Source organism: Streptomyces sp. NPDC004788, from assembly GCF_053601115.1.
Genome location: NZ_JBSGBF010000053.1, coordinates 1 through 14,758 on the forward strand (window position 1 = coordinate 1; position 14,758 = coordinate 14,758).

General features: G+C 75.0%; 14 protein-coding genes. 8 read left to right on the forward strand and 6 right to left on the reverse strand.

Translation table 11 applies throughout. The annotated features are described in order from the left end of the window. Window positions 1–54 precede the first annotated feature (54 nt). A complete protein-coding gene (locus ACWEJX_RS22595) occupies window positions 55–1,449 on the reverse strand; it encodes an MBL fold metallo-hydrolase (RefSeq protein WP_451609218.1) in 1,395 nt (464 codons plus the stop codon). Window positions 1,450–1,651: 202 nt separating this feature from the next. Between ACWEJX_RS22595 and ACWEJX_RS22600 the strand changes: the two genes are divergently transcribed. The 5 genes from ACWEJX_RS22600 to ACWEJX_RS22620 all read left to right on the forward strand — a co-directional run bounded on the left by ACWEJX_RS22600 (window position 1,652) and on the right by ACWEJX_RS22620 (window position 7,095). Beyond that, window positions 1,652–2,893, forward strand: a complete 1,242-nt coding sequence (locus ACWEJX_RS22600) for an MFS transporter (RefSeq protein WP_451609219.1) — start codon at window positions 1,652–1,654, stop codon at window positions 2,891–2,893. A gap of 90 nt (window positions 2,894–2,983) precedes the next feature. Next, entirely contained in the window at window positions 2,984–4,339 is a 1,356-nt protein-coding gene (locus ACWEJX_RS22605) for an esterase-like activity of phytase family protein (protein ID WP_451609220.1), read from the forward strand. 107 nt (window positions 4,340–4,446) lie between these two features. Continuing rightward, window positions 4,447–5,628, forward strand: coding sequence for a DUF2306 domain-containing protein (locus ACWEJX_RS22610; RefSeq protein WP_451609221.1), 1,182 nt, complete (start codon window positions 4,447–4,449; stop codon window positions 5,626–5,628). Window positions 5,629–5,639: 11 nt separating this feature from the next. Further along, window positions 5,640–6,530 carry a hypothetical protein gene (locus ACWEJX_RS22615; protein WP_451609222.1) on the forward strand — a complete coding sequence of 297 codons (891 nt, stop codon included), beginning with the start codon at window positions 5,640–5,642 and terminating at the stop codon, window positions 6,528–6,530. A 28-nt stretch (window positions 6,531–6,558) separates the two neighbouring features. Then, a complete protein-coding gene (locus ACWEJX_RS22620) occupies window positions 6,559–7,095 on the forward strand; it encodes a helix-turn-helix transcriptional regulator (protein WP_451609223.1) in 537 nt (178 codons plus the stop codon). Here ACWEJX_RS22620 and ACWEJX_RS22625 read toward each other — a convergent pair. The 3 genes from ACWEJX_RS22625 to ACWEJX_RS22635 all read right to left on the reverse strand — a co-directional run bounded on the left by ACWEJX_RS22625 (window position 7,092) and on the right by ACWEJX_RS22635 (window position 9,696). Next, window positions 7,092–7,775, reverse strand: coding sequence for an alpha/beta fold hydrolase (locus ACWEJX_RS22625; protein ID WP_451609224.1), 684 nt, complete (start codon window positions 7,773–7,775; stop codon window positions 7,092–7,094). The two genes, ACWEJX_RS22620 and ACWEJX_RS22625, sit on opposite strands and share 4 nt — an antisense overlap. A gap of 95 nt (window positions 7,776–7,870) precedes the next feature. Continuing rightward, the gene (locus ACWEJX_RS22630; protein WP_451609225.1) at window positions 7,871–8,479 is read right to left on the reverse strand and encodes a phosphoribosylanthranilate isomerase; all 609 of its coding nucleotides are present in this window, start codon (window positions 8,477–8,479) and stop codon (window positions 7,871–7,873) included. Between the two features lie 350 nt (window positions 8,480–8,829). Further along, entirely contained in the window at window positions 8,830–9,696 is an 867-nt protein-coding gene (locus tag ACWEJX_RS22635) for an RNA polymerase sigma-70 factor (RefSeq protein WP_451609262.1), read from the reverse strand. Between the two features lie 273 nt (window positions 9,697–9,969). Here ACWEJX_RS22635 and ACWEJX_RS22640 point away from each other — a divergent pair, with 273 nt between their 5' ends. Beyond that, a complete protein-coding gene (locus ACWEJX_RS22640) occupies window positions 9,970–10,455 on the forward strand; it encodes a carboxymuconolactone decarboxylase family protein (RefSeq protein WP_451609226.1) in 486 nt (161 codons plus the stop codon). A 208-nt stretch (window positions 10,456–10,663) separates the two neighbouring features. Here ACWEJX_RS22640 and ACWEJX_RS22645 read toward each other — a convergent pair whose 3' ends face one another. Next, entirely contained in the window at window positions 10,664–11,818 is a 1,155-nt protein-coding gene (locus ACWEJX_RS22645; RefSeq protein WP_451609227.1) for a hypothetical protein, read from the reverse strand. A 299-nt stretch (window positions 11,819–12,117) separates the two neighbouring features. On the opposite strand from ACWEJX_RS22645, the gene ACWEJX_RS22650 reads away from it, so the two are divergent. Together ACWEJX_RS22650 and lysA are read left to right on the forward strand one after the other, a co-directional pair. Further along, window positions 12,118–12,453, forward strand: a complete 336-nt coding sequence (locus ACWEJX_RS22650; RefSeq protein ID WP_451609228.1) for an SAV_915 family protein — start codon at window positions 12,118–12,120, stop codon at window positions 12,451–12,453. A gap of 11 nt (window positions 12,454–12,464) precedes the next feature. After that, window positions 12,465–13,808 (forward strand): diaminopimelate decarboxylase, encoded by a 1,344-nt coding sequence (lysA, locus tag ACWEJX_RS22655; protein WP_451609229.1) that lies wholly within the window; start codon window positions 12,465–12,467, stop codon window positions 13,806–13,808. Between the two features lie 82 nt (window positions 13,809–13,890). Here lysA and ACWEJX_RS22660 read toward each other — a convergent pair whose 3' ends face one another. After that, a complete protein-coding gene (locus ACWEJX_RS22660; RefSeq protein ID WP_451609230.1) occupies window positions 13,891–14,574 on the reverse strand; it encodes an esterase/lipase family protein in 684 nt (227 codons plus the stop codon). Window positions 14,575–14,758: the final 184 nt, after the last annotated feature.

Sequence of the window (14,758 nt, forward strand, 5' to 3'; positions counted from 1 at the left end):
GCCGACGCGCGGGGGCCGTCCCGAACGCGGCCCCCTGCACGGCCCCCGCTCCCCTCAGCGTGCGGCTGCGGCGCCGTTCTCCGCGAGGGCCCACGCCGTGTATCCGCCCAGGAGGTCGGAGACGTCCGTGAAGCCGTGGTGGCGCAGCAGGCCGGCGGCGATGGACGAGCGGTGGCCGCCGGCGCAGTGCACGACGAGGGGACGGTCGGTGGGGAGTTCGGCGAGTCGCCCGGGGAGTTCGGCGAGGGCGATGTGAACCGCGCCGGGGACGACGCCGTTCGCCTCGCGTTCGCCCTCGCCGCGGACGTCCACGACCACCGGCGGCGCCTGGCCTTCGAGCGCGGCCCGCAGCTGCGCGACGGTGACGCGGCTGGCGGGGGTGACCTGGTCGGCGAGGGCCACCAGGGCGTCGTCGGCGCTCCGGAGGTAGCCCGCGACGCGGTCGAAGCCGATTCGGGCGAGCCGGGTGACGATCTCCTCCTCGCGGTTCTGCGGAGCGATGACGACGAGTTCGGCGGCCGGGTCGAGGACGGTGCCGGCCTGCTCGGCGAAGCGGCCGTCGGCGGGCACGTTGAGCGCGCCGCGGAAGTGACCGGCGGCGAAGTCCTGCGGACCGCGGGCGTCGACCACGACCGCGCCGCGCTCGCGCAGCGCGGCGAAGTCGGCGAGCGCCAGCGGCCGGGCGGCCGCCGTCAGGTCGTAGCGGGCGCGGTCCTTGCGGTTGAGCTCGGCGTCGTACGCGAAGTAGCCGGGCGCGGCGGAGTGGCCGGCGGTGACGAGGGCGACGAAGTCCTCGCGGCTCATCGGCGCGCAGGCGTGGTTGGTGGCGCGCTGTGCGCCGATCGTCGACTGCTTCTCGGTGGACAGGTTCTTGCCGCAGGCCGAGCCGGCGCCGTGCGCCGGGAAGACGCGGACCTCGTCGGGCAGGCCCATGAGCTTGTGCTGGACGCTGTGGTGGAGCATCGCGCCGAGTTCCTCGGCGGTGACGCCGGAGGAGGCGAGCAGGTCGGGGCGGCCGACGTCGCCGATGAAGAGGGCGTCGCCGGTGAGCACGCCGTACGGGACGGGGTCGGCGGCGTGCTCGTACACGAGGACGCTGATCGACTCGGGCGTGTGGCCGGGCGTCTCCATGACCTCCAGGACGACGTCACCGAGCGCGACGCGCTCGCCTTCCGCCAGCTTGCGGATGGGGTACTCGGTCTCGGCGCGCCGCCCGTAGCCGATCCAGGCGCCGGTCTCGTCGGCCATCTCCAGGTGGCCGGCGACGAAGTCGGCGTGGAAGTGGGTGTTGATCACGCCGACGACGGTGAAGCCGCGGGCGCGGGCGTCGGCGAGGTACTCGGAGACGTCCCGGCGCGGGTCGACGACCACGGCCTGACCGGTGGTCTCATCCGCGATCAGGTACGAGGCCTGGGAGAGGCAGTCGAGGTAGTACTGGCTGAAGAACACGGCGGATCTCCGTTGCGTCGGGCCCAAGAGGCGACTCTTCATACCCCCCTGGGTATCTGGCCACGACCGTAGACCCGGCTCACCGTCCGCGTCAAATACCCCCCGGGGTATAACCTGCCCTAGCGCGGTTCCGCACCGCTGACGACGTAGGTTTCGGACATGTCGGCCTTCCCGCCGGCATCCGGGAGAGGAGGATTCGGCGATGGAACAGCTCCGCCTCGGGCTGCGCGAGAACCGCGCACAGTTCGCGCTGCTCGTGGTCGTCACGGCTGCGGTGGGCGGGCTCGTCGGTCTGGAGCGGACCACGGTGCCGCTCATCGGGACCGAGGTCTTCGGGCTCGGGAGCGACCTGGCCGTCTTCTCGTTCATCATCGCGTTCGGCCTCACCAAGGCCCTGACCAATCTGGCCGCCGGCGCCCTGACCGCCCGCTTCCGGCGACGCCAACTGCTGCTCACGGGCTGGCTGATCGGGGTCCCCGTGCCCTTCGTGCTCGCGTACGCGCCGACCTGGGGCCTGATCGTGGCGGCGAACGTCCTGCTCGGCGTCAACCAGGGGCTGACCTGGTCGATGACCGTCAACATGAAGATCGACCTGGTCGGCCCGGCTCGCCGGGGCCTGGCCACCGGGCTCAACGAGGCCGCCGGATACGCGGCCGTGGGCGCCACCGCGCTGCTCACCGGCTATCTCGCCACCGCGTACGGGCTGCGGCCCGTGCCCGAGCTCATCGGCGTGGTCTTCGTGGCGGCCGGGCTCGGCCTCTCGCTCGTCGTCCGGGACACCGCCGGGCACGTCGCCCTCGAACTCGCCCGGCACCCGGCCTTGTCGGGGGCTGGGCGGCCACACCTGCGGGAGACCTTCGTACGGACCTCGTGGCGCGACCGCTCGCTGCGCGGCGCCAGCCAGGCCGGTCTGGTCAACAACCTCAACGACGGCCTGACCTGGGGCGTCTTCCCGCTGCTCTTCACCGACCACGGCCTCGGCTTCGCCGCGATCGGCCTGATCAAGGGCCTCTACCCGCTGCTGTGGGGCTTCGGCCAGATCCCCACCGGCCATCTGGCGGACCGTATCGGCCGCAAGCCGCTGATCGTGACCGGCATGCTCGTCCAGTCCGTGGGCTTCGTCCTCGCGCTCGTCCTGCTCGACCGCCCGCTGCTCGCCGGTGTTCTCTCGGCGGTGTTCCTGGGCCTCGGCACGGCGATGGTCTACCCGGCGCTCCTCGCCTCCGTCTCCGACCACGCCCACCCGGCCTGGCGGGCCGGCGCCCTGGGCACGTACCGCTTCTGGCGCGACCTCGGCTACGCGGTGGGCGCCCTCGTCGCCGGCGTCCTCGCGGACGTCCTCGGCCTGAACGCCACCGTCGTCGCCGCGGCGGTGCTCACCGCCCTTTCCGGCCTGATCGCCGCCCGCTGGATCAGCGAGCACCCCTCCGTGCGCCGTACCTGAAGCCGGGTCGGATCCGCCCGCCACTCCCGGTTCACCCGCCCATCCCCCGGCCGCCACCCGTGCCTCACCCGCGACGATCACGATCCGGCCATGACCAACGCCTCTCGCGTGTCCCGGGCGCTCCGGCGCCCGGCCGCCGTCGTCCTGCCGCTGTCCGCCGCGCTCGCCCTGACCGCCGTCGCCCGGCCGGCCCAGGGTGCGCCGGCCCACGAGTCCGACGGGCCCCGGGTGGTGTCCACCGCCACCCTGCCCGACATCCCGCTGGCCGCGTTCAGCAACCGGCTGCTGCCCGGCAGCGTCGCCGACGACCGCGGGATCGACCTGGGCGGCATCGGCAGCGACCTCTATCCGGCGGAGCGGCCCGGCGAGTACTGGACCGTCACCGACCGCGGACCGAACGGCCAGATCGCCGTCGGCAAGGAGAAGCGGCGCACCTTCCCGGTGCCCGGCTTCGACCCGGCCGTCGTGCGGATCCGTGCCGTCGGCGACCGCATCGAGGTCCTGGAGGCGATCCCGCTCACCACCGCCTCGGGCCGCGCCGTGACCGGACTGCCGAACCAGCCGGGCCGCGACGAGGCCCCGTACGACTACGCCGCCGCCACCCCGCTCGCGTACGACCCGAACGGTCTGGACACGGAGGGCCTGGTGCGGGACCGGGACGGCAGCTTCTGGCTGGCCGACGAGTACGGTCCCTCGCTGGTGCACGTCTCGCCGCGCGGGCGGGTGCTCGCCCGGTACGTGCCGCAGGGACTCGGCCTGACCGGGGCCGACTACCCGGTGGTCGAGGCGCTGCCGTCGGTCTACCTCAAGCGCAAGGTCAACCGCGGTTTCGAGGGCCTGGCCCTGCTGCCCGACGGCGACCTGGTGCTCGCGCTGCAGAGCCCGCTGCTCAACCCGGACAAGGCGAGCGGCGAGGAGTCGCGGACCACCCGGCTGCTGCGCTTCTCGCCGCGCCGCGGCGAGGTCACGGGCGAGTACGCGTACCGCTTCGACCCGGTCGGGACGGTCGAGCCCGGCCAGACCAGGACCTCGGAGCTGAAGATCTCCGCGCTCGTCGCGCTCGGCGGCGACCGGCTGATGGTCGAGGAGCGCACCGACAAGGCCGCGCGTCTCTACGAGATCCGGCTGCGGCGGGGCTCGGACATCCTGGGTTCCGCCTGGGACGCGGCCGGCACCACGCCGGCCCTGGAGCAGCTGGCCGATCCGGCGGCCGCCGGCGTGCCGGTGCCGGCCAAGCGCCTGGTGGTCGACCTGGGCGCGCTCGACGGCGTCCCCGGCAAGATCGAGGGCATCACGGTCGAGGACTCCCGGACGCTGGTGCTGATCGACGACAACGACTTCGGTATGACGGACGGCAGCGGCGCCTTCGACGCGGACGGCCGACTGGTCGACAGCGGCGTCGAGACGGAGCTGGTGCGGGTGCGCCTGGACCGCCCGCTGCGCTGACGCCGCCCCCAACCCCCGTCCCCGTCCTGGCCGTTCGAGGCATTGACCGGGGCGGGGGTTGCCTCTACCTTCCTCGATAGTCCAGAAAGGACTATCGAGGAGTCGTCATGCCACGATCCACCGGGGTGCGGTGGGGCCGGGTCGCCGCCGTCGCCGTCACGGTGACCTGCCTCGCCTACGCGCCGATCGCGATGACCGAGCTCTGGCCGTACGCGCGGCCCGGCGCACCCGCGTTCGGCGAATGGCTGCTGGGCCGGTCGGTCTCGCCCGAGTACGTGGCCGCCGCCGTCCGCGACCGGACGGGCCCGTACACCCGCAGCCTGCTCCCGCTGATCCTGCACTCGGTGCTCGGCGGGCTGCTCATGCTGCTCGGCCCGGCGCAGCTGCTCACCGCGGTCCGGCGGCGGGTCCGGCTGCACCGCGCCCTCGGCATCGCGTACGCGGCGGTCGTCTACGTGTCGATGGCCGGCGCCGCGCTCTATCTGGCCCGGACCCGGCCCGAAGAGGCGTTCAGCGGAGCGGCGTTCTGGATCGTGCTCGCGACGATCCTGGCCGGCACGGTCTTCGGCGTCACGTTCGGCATCCTCACCGCCGTCACCGGGCTGCCGGAGCTGCACCAGCGGTGGATGCTGCTCTGCTACGGCTATCTGATGACCGCGCCGCTGCTGCGGCTCGAGTGGGGCGCGCTGCCCGTGCTCTACCCGGGCCTCTCGCTCCAGGACGTCAACCGCGTGGCGATCATGCACCTCGGCCTGCTCGTCGTCTTCGGCGCGCTGCTCGCCTCCCGCGCCCTGGACCGGCGCGCCAACCATCCACTGATCTCCGGCAGTTGGAGCCCGTGGCCCGTGCTCGCCGTCGGGTACGCGGCGGGCGCGGCCGGTCTGGCGTGGCTCGCGCGCGGCTTCCTCGACCACGGCACCGAGGGGCGTCGGCTGCTGCTCGCCCATCTCGTCCCGTACGTCGCCGTCGTCGCCGTCCTGCAGTTGCGCGCGCTGCGCGCGGGGCGGCGCGGCGCGGTGTGGGCGCGCGAGGAGTGGCGCACGCACCTGCTCGCGCTGCTCCTGGCGCCCGCCTTCTCCGCGGGCACGGCGGTGGCGTGCGAGCGCTCGCTGGGCCTCGACCCGCTGACGGCACTGGTCGCGGGGGCGGGCATCGGCTGTGGCTTCCTGGCGTTCGGCGCCCACGCCGTGGTCAGCCTGCGCGTGCTGTACGGCCGGGAGGCGGCCCGCAGACCGCGGCGCGTCCCCGCGGCCACGGCGCCGGCCCGCACACCTCGGACCCATCCGTAGAGGAGCCCCTCATGAGCGAGCGCACGGAACAGCAGGCGGCGGGCGGCGGACGCGAACTCGCCGTGGGCGTGGTCGTGTTGAGCACGGTCGTGGCCCTGATCAGCGTCGGCGTCGGCGCCCTGCTCGTCATCGCCAGCGTCACCGGTCACGCGGCCGGCCCCTGGACCTCGCCCGAGGCGCTGAGCCCCGGGCTGCTCGGGGCCGCGATGCTCGGCACGGCGCCCGCGCTGCTCACCATCGGCCGGGCCGGCACCTGGGAGGAGGTCCGCACCCTGGTGTGGCCGCTCGCGGTCGTCCTCGTCGGCCTGTTCACGGTGTCGCTGGTGAACGGCGGCGCGCTGCGGGTGGTGACCGGCGGGCCGATCCTGATCGTCATGTTCAGCCTGGGCTGGGTGGCGACGCTCGCGCTGCTCGCGCTCGGCGCGGTGGTGTGCCTGGCGCTCCAGTACCGCGAGCCCGCTCCGGTGCCCCGGTCCGCCGCGCGGACCGCCCCGCTGCCCGGCTGGACGAAGCCGCCGCTCGCGCTGCTCGGCGCGGGCTGGACCGGGGTCGGCGCGGGGCTGCTCGTGGCGCCGGGCTTCTGGGGCCCGCTGGTGCCGTGGCAGGTGAGCCGCGCCGACGCGCAGGGCCTCGGCGTGTGGGCGCTGGCGCTCGGCGTCGGCGTGCTCGGTTCGCTCGCCGAGGACGACCTGGCGCGCATCCGCCCGGCCCTGCTCGCCGTCCCGGTCGTCTCGCTCGCGGTCGCGGTGCTGCTCGCCGTGCACGCGGGCGACGTCGACTGGTCGTCCGGGGCCGCGGCCTGTCTGGGCGGCCTGGTCACCGGGCTGCTCGCGACGGGCGTATCCGGGCAGTTGCTGTGGACCCGCCACCGGGCGGCCGCAGCCGTCGCCGACCGACCGTAGGCCCCGCCGCTGCGTGTACGGTCGCGGCATGCCTGACGTTCGGTTGACCACGCCCTCCTTCCTGGTGCTCGGCATCATCGACAAGCTGGGCGAGGCCAGCCCGTACGACGTGAAGGTCGAGGCCGCCCGCACGGTCGCGCCGTTCTGGTCCGTGCCGCACGCGCAGGTGTACGCGCAGTGCGACCGGCTCCTGGAGGCGGGCCTGCTCACCGAGGTGCGGCGCGAGGGCGGACGGAACCGGCGGCTCCTGCGGGTGACGGAGGAGGGCGCGCGGGCGCTGCGCGGCTGGCTGGACGATCCCGCGTTCGTCCCGGTCGAGGCGCGCGAACGCGGCATCCTCAAGCTCTGGTTCGGCGCGAGCCCCGGCGTCCACGCCCCGGTCCAGATCACCGAGCACACCCGCACCCTGGACGAGTACGAGTCGCTGGCCGCGTCGGTGGGCGAACTGCTCACCCGCGGCCAGCGCGAGGCCCTGGAGTTCGGCATCCGCTACGAGCGGATGATGGTCGACTTCTGGCGCTGGGTGGCGGACCGGGAGCCGGAGCGCGGCGAGGCCGGCCCCTAGACCGTCGCCGCCTCGGCGAGGACGCGGGCCAGTTCGCGGGGGCGGGTGGTCATGGGCCAGTGCCCGGAGTCGATGTCGACGTACTCGACGTGCGCGGCCCTGGCCAGCTCCGGGCTCTCGCCTCCGGCTATCCACTCCTTGGCCTGGGCGGGCGTGAACTCGGGGCAGACGACCACGACCGGCACGTCGAAGCGGCGCTCGTCGGTCAGGCGCACCTCTCCCGTGGCGACCGCCTCGGGGACGGGGAGCGCGGCGGCCGCGAGGCGGTCCCGGGTCTCCTGGTCGAGGTCGGCGGCGTCCGGTCCCTCGAAGGGGCCCCAGCCCGGGAACGGCATGGCGCCGTCCTCGATCGGGAAGAACGGCGCGTAGGCCCGTCCGTCGGGGGCGGGGAAGCCGCCGATCAGGGCGACCTTGGCCACCTTCTCCGGGCGCGCGTCGGCGGCCAGCCAGGCCAGGCTCGACGCGGCGGAGTGCCCCACCACCAGGACCTGCCCGTCGGCCGCGTCGACGGCGGCGAGCACGGCCGCGAGCTGGTCGTCGAGCGTGGCGGAGGCGGCGCCGTCGCCCTGGCCGGGGAGGGTGAGCGGCACGGGACGGTGCCCGAGCGCGGTGAGCTCGGGCACGACGGCGTCCCAGGCGGAGCCGTCGAGCCACAGGCCGGCGATGAGCAGGATGTCCACGGTCGTTACCCCCGGAGCGAGTGCGGATCTTTCCCTACGCCCCGCACGCTATCGGCAGGGTCTGACAACGGGCTCCGAGCAGGCCGGGAGCGGGATCAGGCGGCGGCCTTCGCCGCGGCGACGAACGCGCGGATCCGGTCGTGGTCCTTCACGCCGGGCGCCGACTCGACGCCGCTGGACACGTCGACGCCCCACGGGCGGCCCTGGGCGATCGCCTCGGCGACGTTCTCGGGGTCGAGGCCGCCGGCGAGGAGCCACGTCCCTTCGGGACGTGCCCCGTCGAGCAGCGACAGGTCCCAGCGCGCCCCGGAACCGGCGCGGGGCGAATCGAGCAGCAGCACCTCCTCGCCGTGGGCGCCGACGCGGGTGTCCGGCCGCTCCTTGAGGGAGGTGGCCCGCCACAGCCGCGGGAAGACCCGGGCGGCGGCCGCGAAGTCCTCCGCTCGGTAGTGGCCGCCGTGCAACTGAAGGGCGCCGACGCCCAGTTCCCGGGCGAGCCCGGCGGCCTCGACGGCGGGCGTGTCGTTGACGACGAGGACGGACAGCACACCGGCCGGCGCGTGCGCGGCGAGCCGCGCCGCGTGCTCCCGCTCCAGGCCGCGGACGCTGGTCCCGCTGATCACCAGTCCGATCGCGTCGGCGCCGGCCTCGACGGCCACGTCGATGTCGGCGGTCGTGGCGAGCCCGCACACCTTGACGAACACTGTCTCTCCTCTGTCCTCTGCGGCCCGGCGGCCCCGCCGAGCCTACCCGCCGGGGCCCGGCGGGGGGCGGCCCGGCGGCCGGGGCCCGGCGGGGGGGCGGCTGGGTGGCCGAGGGGCCGCGGGCTCGGCGGGGGCCGGGCGGCTCGGCGGGAGCCGGGCCGTCCGGCGGGAGCGGGGCGGCTCGGCGGGAGCCAGAAGCTCGGCGGCCGGGCCGGCCGGGAGGGGCGGGCGGCTCGGCGGGAGCCGGGAGCGTCGCCGGGCCTGCCGGCGGGAGCCAGAAGCTCGGCGGCCGGGCCGGCCGGGGGTCGGGCGGCTCGGCCGGGAGCCGGCGGGGGCCGGGCGGCCGGGAGTCAGCGGCCGAGGGGCGCCTCCGCGCCGATCCGCGACAGCTTCTCGGGGTTGCGCACCGCGTACAGGCCGGTGACCAGGCCGTCGTCGACGCGGATCGCCAGCACCGTGTCGGGCTCGCCGTCGACGTGCACGACGAGCGCCGGACAGCCGTTGATCTGGGCGGGCCTGAGGATGGCGAGCGCGGCGATCCGGGCGAGCACGGCGACCACCCGCTCGGCGCCGACGACGGGCTCCAGCGCGGCCCGTACGACTCCGCCGCCGTCGGTCAGCAGGACCACGTCCGGTGCGATCAGGTCGAACAGGCCCTGGAGGTCGCCGGTCTCGACGGCCTGCCGGAAGGCGTCGAGGGCGCCCCGGGTCTCGGCCGCGGAGACCGCGCCGCGCGGGCGGCGGGCGGCGACATGGGCGCGGGCCCGGTGGGCGATCTGCCGGACGGCGGCCGGGGACTTGTCGACGGCCTCGGCGATCTCGTCGTACTCGAGCCCGAACACCTCCCGGAGCACGAACACCGCGCGTTCGGTCGGCAGCAGCGTCTCCAGGACGAGGAGCATCGCCATGGAGACGCTGTCGGCGAGTTCGACGTCCTCGGCGACATCGGGCGCGGTGAGCAGCGGCTCGGGCAGCCAGGGGCCGACGTACGACTCCTTGCGGCGGGCGAGGGTGCGCAGCCGGGTGAGCGCGAGCCGGGTGGCGATCCTGACGAGGTACGCGCGCCGCTCGCGTACGGCGTCGAGGTCGACGCCCACCCACTTGAGCCAGGTCTCCTGGAGGACGTCCTCGGCGTCGGCGGCCGAGCCGAGCATCTCGTAGGCGACGGTGAAGAGGAGGTTGCGGTGGGCGACGAAGGCGTCGGTCGCGGCGTCCATCCGGCCGCCGGAGCCGCCCTCGTGCGCGTCGTGCTCATACGTCACCGGCCGCTCCTGCCCCTTGCGCTCCTGCTCGCTGCGCTCCAGCCCGTTCCGTTCTTGTGCGTTCGCTTCTGTCGGTGTCACGCGCACAGGACGCCGCCGGGTGCCGCCTTGTGACACCGCGGAGCAGTGGCGCAGGTCACTCGGCGGGCCGTGTCACGGGATCCGGGGCGGCGGCGTCTCGTGGTCGGACAGGGCGCACGCCCCTGTCGAGACGAGTGAGGACGATCGATGGAACCCCGTTTCAACATCATGGCCAACGAGGTCGGCGGCCGGTTCGCCAAGCGCTTCGGCAACGCCAGCCTGGTGATCACGCAGTCGACGCTGCCGAAGACCACGCAGGAGCTGGTGTCGGTGCGGATCAGCCAGATCAACGGCTGCGGCTTCTGCCTGGACCTGCACGTCAAGGACGCGGCGGCGGCCGGCGAGAGCCCGGTGCGGCTCGGTCTGGTGGCGGCCTGGCGCGAGTCCTCGGTGTTCACCGAGGCGGAGCGGGCCGCGCTCGCGCTGGCCGAGGAGGGCACCCGGCTCGCGGACGCCGGCACGGGCGTCTCGGACGAGACCTGGGCCGAGGTGCGCAAGCACTACGACGACGACCGGACGGCGGCCCTGGTGTCGCTGGTCGCCCAGGTCAACGCGGCGAACCGGCTGGGCGTGATCGCGCGCCAGCAGGGCGGTGCGTACGAGCCGGGCATGTTCGGCGACCTGTCGGACTGACCCGGTGGCTGCGGCCGTGACCTGGTCACGACCACAGCCACGGGCACGGGCACGGCACAGGCGCGGCACGGGTACAGGCGCGGCACGGGCAGAGGCACGGCACGGGCGCTGGCACGGCACGGACACGGCAGAGGCGCGGCACGACACGGGCACGGGCGCGACATGGGCACGGCCACGGCACGGGCACGGCCTCGGCCACGACCGCCGGTCAGGCGCCCTCGGTCTCCTCCGAGCACTCCTCGGTACGGCCTCCGGCCGGCTCGCCCGGGCCGGAATCAGGACCCGGGCCCGGGCCCCCGTCGGGGTAGGCGTCGACGGCGTACGGGTGCACGTACCGGTCGGCGTCGAACGGGGTGAACCAGCTGCCGGATCCACCCGTCTGCCGGCGGTCCCCGTCCTCGTGCACCCGGTCCGCGAAGCGCTCCAGGGCGGCGGTGACGGCCTCGTCGAGGAGGCCGTACAGGTCGAGGGCGACGCGGGCCTGTTCGAGCAGGAGGCGGGTGACCATCTCCTCGGCGGGGCAGCCGAGGCGGCGGAAACTGCCGTCGGTGAAGCGGGTGGTGAGGGCGACCGCGGTCACCAGGAAGCGGCGGGCGAAGAGTTCGTCGTAGCGGGCCGCGTGCCGGGCGGGCAGCCGGTCCAGGTGCCAGAGGTGGCCTTGGCAGGCGGCGACGTCGGTGTCCTCCTCGGCGAGGGCCTGCACGTCGTCATAGAGCTCGTCGATGAGCACCTCGGCGGCGTGCACGAGGGCGCCGGCCGCGAGGGCGGCGGTCTCGGGGGCGGTGCCGAAGACGGCCGGGTCGAAGGCGCGCAGCCGGGGCGCCATGGCCCGGAGTTCGGCCTCGGGGTCGGGGCTCTCCTCGATGACGTCGTCGTCGGGTATCCAGTCGTCCGCGGCGCTCCAGGCTCCAGGGAAGCCCGGAGCGCCGGGGACTCCCGGTGTGCCGGGGCGGGCGGTGTGCCGGGCCCGGCGGAGGGCGGGGTCGCTGGGCGGCGCGTCGGGCCCGTCGGCGGCGGCGAGGCTCTCCCGGGCGCGCTCGGCGTGCAGCCTGACCTCGCTGCTGACCACCAGCCAGCCGGCCAGCGGTTCGGCGCGGTCGAGGACTTCCTGGGTCACGGCGCCCACGGCGTCCTCGGCGACCTCCAGGCTCGGCGCGGCGACGCTCACGGTGAGGACGGCGCCGCCGGGGTGGGCGCCGACGGCCATGTCGAAGACGTCCACCTCCACGCCGCCGGGTCCTTCGGCGCCGGCCACGGAGCCGAAGCCGCGTTCCAGGAGGACGGCGGCTCCGACCTGCCCGAGGTCGTCGAGCTCGGGGGCGCCGTCCGGTATGCACGTTTCCACGGTCACGACGTACGTCACGACGGCAAGCGTGCCAGGTCCGGCGGCCTGGTTCGGGGCGATCCCGCGAATCCGGGCGGGAACGGGCGCCGCACGCACCGCGGTCCCGTGAGGAGGGCGGCCCTCGCCGGGATCGCGTCAAGGCCGCGTCAGAGGGTCGTCAGCACGGGTCCCGGAGTGCTGGGGACGGGGGCATGGTGTCGGGAGCGGAGTCCCGGCGCGAAGGGCGCCGGGCCGCGCGTTCCAAGGGATCCCGGGGGCCACCCGGGGGTTCCGAGGGACAGCAGGGGACACCAGGGGATTCCAGGGGAGGAACCACCATGACCCACGTCCTGTACGGAGACGATCCCGAGCCTTCCGAACGGGTGCCGGCCGGACGGCTCTGCGTGCCCGTCCGACCGGTCGCCCGGGGCTGCGCGGCCCGGCTCTTCCGTACCCCTCTCGGCGGCCGTACGGCGGTCGCGTTCACCACGCCCGAGCGGTTGCGGGCCGTCCTCGGCGCCGGCCACGCATGGACCCCGCTCGCCGAGCCCGCGCTGCGGGCCCTGGTCCGGCCGCTGGGCGTCGAGGCGCTGACCGTCGACCCGGCGCTGACCGCCCCGGCGCCGGTCCGCTCCCGGTTGCCGCTCCCCCACCTGCCCGTCGCGGCCCGGTGAGGGGGACCGGAATGACCGTCACCGCGCTGCCGTCGCTCGCCGCGCCCCGCCCCGGCGGCGACGGCCCGTCCGTCTGGCCGGCCTCGACCGCCCTGCGCCCGCACGGGCGGCTCCTGGTCGGCGGGGTCGCGCTCGACGAGATCGCCGAGAGCCACGGCACGCCGGTCTACGTCCTCGACGAGGACGAGGTCCGCGCCCGCTGCCGCGCCTACCGCGACGCCTTCCCGGAGGCCGACGTCCACTACGCCGCCAAGGCGTTCCTGTGCCGCGCCCTCGCGCACTGGATCGACGAGGAGGGCCTGGGCCTCGACGTGTGCTCGGCCGGTGAGCTGGAGCTCGCCGTCACCACCGGCTTCCCGCCCGAGCGGATCCTGCTGCACGGCAACGCCAAGTCCCCCGAGGACCTGCGGGCCGCGCTGCGCCTCGGCGTCGGCCGGATCGTCATCGACAGCCCGGCCGAGATCGCCCGGATCGCCGCCGCCGTCGGCCCGCGCGGCGAGCAGAAGGTGATGCTGCGGGTCACTCCGGGGATCGGCGCGGGCGGTCACGCCAAGATCCGCACCGGCTCCGACGACCAGAAGTTCGGGCTCTCGCTGCGCGACGGACACGCCCAGCACGCCGTCGCCCGCATCCTCGACCAGCCGCGGCTGCGGCTCACCGGGCTGCACTGCCACCTCGGTTCGCAGATCACCGACGTCAAGCCCTACCTGGTGGCGGTGCGGCGGCTGGTGGGCCTGATGGCCCGCACCCGCGACGCGCACGGCGTCGTGCTGCCCGAGCTGGACCTCGGCGGCGGCCACGGCATCCCCTACCGGCCCGGCGACCCCGCGCTCGACCTCACCGCCCTCGCGCGCCGGATCCGCGCCGAGCTCGTCGCGAGCTGCGCGCACGCCGGCCTGCCCGTCCCCCGCCTGCTCGTCGAACCCGGCCGGGCGATCACCGGCCCCGCCGGAATCGCCGTCTACCGCGTCCTGGCCGTGAAGACCACCCCCGAGCGCGTCTTCGTCGCCGTCGACGGCGGCATGAGCGACAATCCGCGGCCGGCGCTGTACGGGGTGCGGTACGCGCCCCGGCTGATCGGCCGCCACTCGGCCGCGGCCGCCCTGCGCGCGACCGTCGTCGGCCGCCACTGCGAGGCCGGCGACATTCTCGCCGAGGGCGTCCCGCTCCCGGCCGACATCCGCCCCGGCGACCTGCTGGCCCTCCCGGCCGCCGGCGCGTACCACCTGTCGATGGCCTCCTCGTACAACCTGGTGGGCCGCCCGCCGGTGGTGGCGGTGTCGGCGGGCAGCAGTCGGCTGCTGGTCAGGAGGGAGACGCTGGAGGACATGCGGGCGCGCGACGTCGGAATCTGACGCCGGCCGCTCTGTCCGACAGCCCGACAGCCCGACAGCCCGCGAGGCAGGCGGTGCCGTTTGGTGTCGGGCTGTCGGGTCGTCATGCCAGGGACTCCACGACTCCCCGCCCGACCCCGTCGTCCGTGAGCAGGTCGTTGTGTTTCAGGCAGCCGGCCGGGCGGTTGTCGGCGCCGGTCAGCGGGACGCTGTCGTCGGGGTTGATCACCTCGTCGCAGTTCGACCAGAAGGTGGTGTAGGCGACGGGGCCGGGCGTCTCGTCGCCCTCGGCGAGCCGCTGCTGCACCCAGCTGCCGGGGGTCATGTCCCGGCACGCCTGGTCCCACAGGGCGCAGGCCCAGGCGACGCTCGTGCCGTGGTTGGGTCCGGCGAGGGAGATCCAGTGGGCGACGGTGGTGGTGCCGCCGCCGTACTTCACGTACCAGCGGGTGGGCAGGCTGCCGTAGGAGTGGGCGACGATGTCGACCCGGTCGGCGCCGGTGCGGCGGCGCACGTCGTCCACGTACGCGGCGAAGCTCCCGGCGAGGACCTCGTTGACGGACTGGTGGGTGTCGTAGCCCCAGCGGAAGATCTCGTCGTCGCCGTATCCGGCGGCCCGGAGCCGCGCGTCGAGGCTTCCCCAGACGCCGGGGTCGGCGTTGTAGCCGTGGACGAGGATCACGGGCCGGTGGCCGGTGGCGGCCCGCGCCGGGGCGGTGCCGGGCCCGGCGATCAGGGCGGTCCACGCGGTCAGCAGGGCGAGGAGAGCGGTGGCTGAGCGGCGCATCGACGGGCCTCCAAGGCGGCCGATTTGACGGATGACGGAGTGTCAGACGCTCGACGGCCGGATGTTACCGCCGGAAACTCCCCTGCCACACCCCCGTGTCCAGGACCACACGGGACCCCCCTGCCGCCCATCAGAGGGGACGGGTTAGCATTTGAGCACTGCCTAGCTCGATCGAGAGATGCTT

Bases quoted from the DNA above. Each gene is read 5' to 3' on its own strand.
- ACWEJX_RS22600 (WP_451609219.1), top strand. From the start codon at position 1,652: ATGGAACAGCTCCGCCTCGGGCTGCGCGAGAACCGCGCACAGTTCGCG.
- ACWEJX_RS22605 (WP_451609220.1), top strand. From the start codon at position 2,984: ATGACCAACGCCTCTCGCGTGTCCCGGGCGCTCCGGCGCCCGGCCGCC.
- ACWEJX_RS22610 (WP_451609221.1), top strand. From the start codon at position 4,447: ATGCCACGATCCACCGGGGTGCGGTGGGGCCGGGTCGCCGCCGTCGCC.
- ACWEJX_RS22615 (WP_451609222.1), top strand. From the start codon at position 5,640: ATGAGCGAGCGCACGGAACAGCAGGCGGCGGGCGGCGGACGCGAACTC.
- ACWEJX_RS22620 (WP_451609223.1), top strand. From the start codon at position 6,559: ATGCCTGACGTTCGGTTGACCACGCCCTCCTTCCTGGTGCTCGGCATC.
- ACWEJX_RS22635 (WP_451609262.1), bottom strand. From the start codon at position 9,696: ATGGACGCCGCGACCGACGCCTTCGTCGCCCACCGCAACCTCCTCTTC.
- ACWEJX_RS22640 (WP_451609226.1), top strand. From the start codon at position 9,970: ATGGAACCCCGTTTCAACATCATGGCCAACGAGGTCGGCGGCCGGTTC.
- ACWEJX_RS22650 (WP_451609228.1), top strand. From the start codon at position 12,118: ATGACCCACGTCCTGTACGGAGACGATCCCGAGCCTTCCGAACGGGTG.
- lysA (WP_451609229.1), top strand. From the start codon at position 12,465: ATGACCGTCACCGCGCTGCCGTCGCTCGCCGCGCCCCGCCCCGGCGGC.
- ACWEJX_RS22660 (WP_451609230.1), bottom strand. From the start codon at position 14,574: ATGCGCCGCTCAGCCACCGCTCTCCTCGCCCTGCTGACCGCGTGGACC.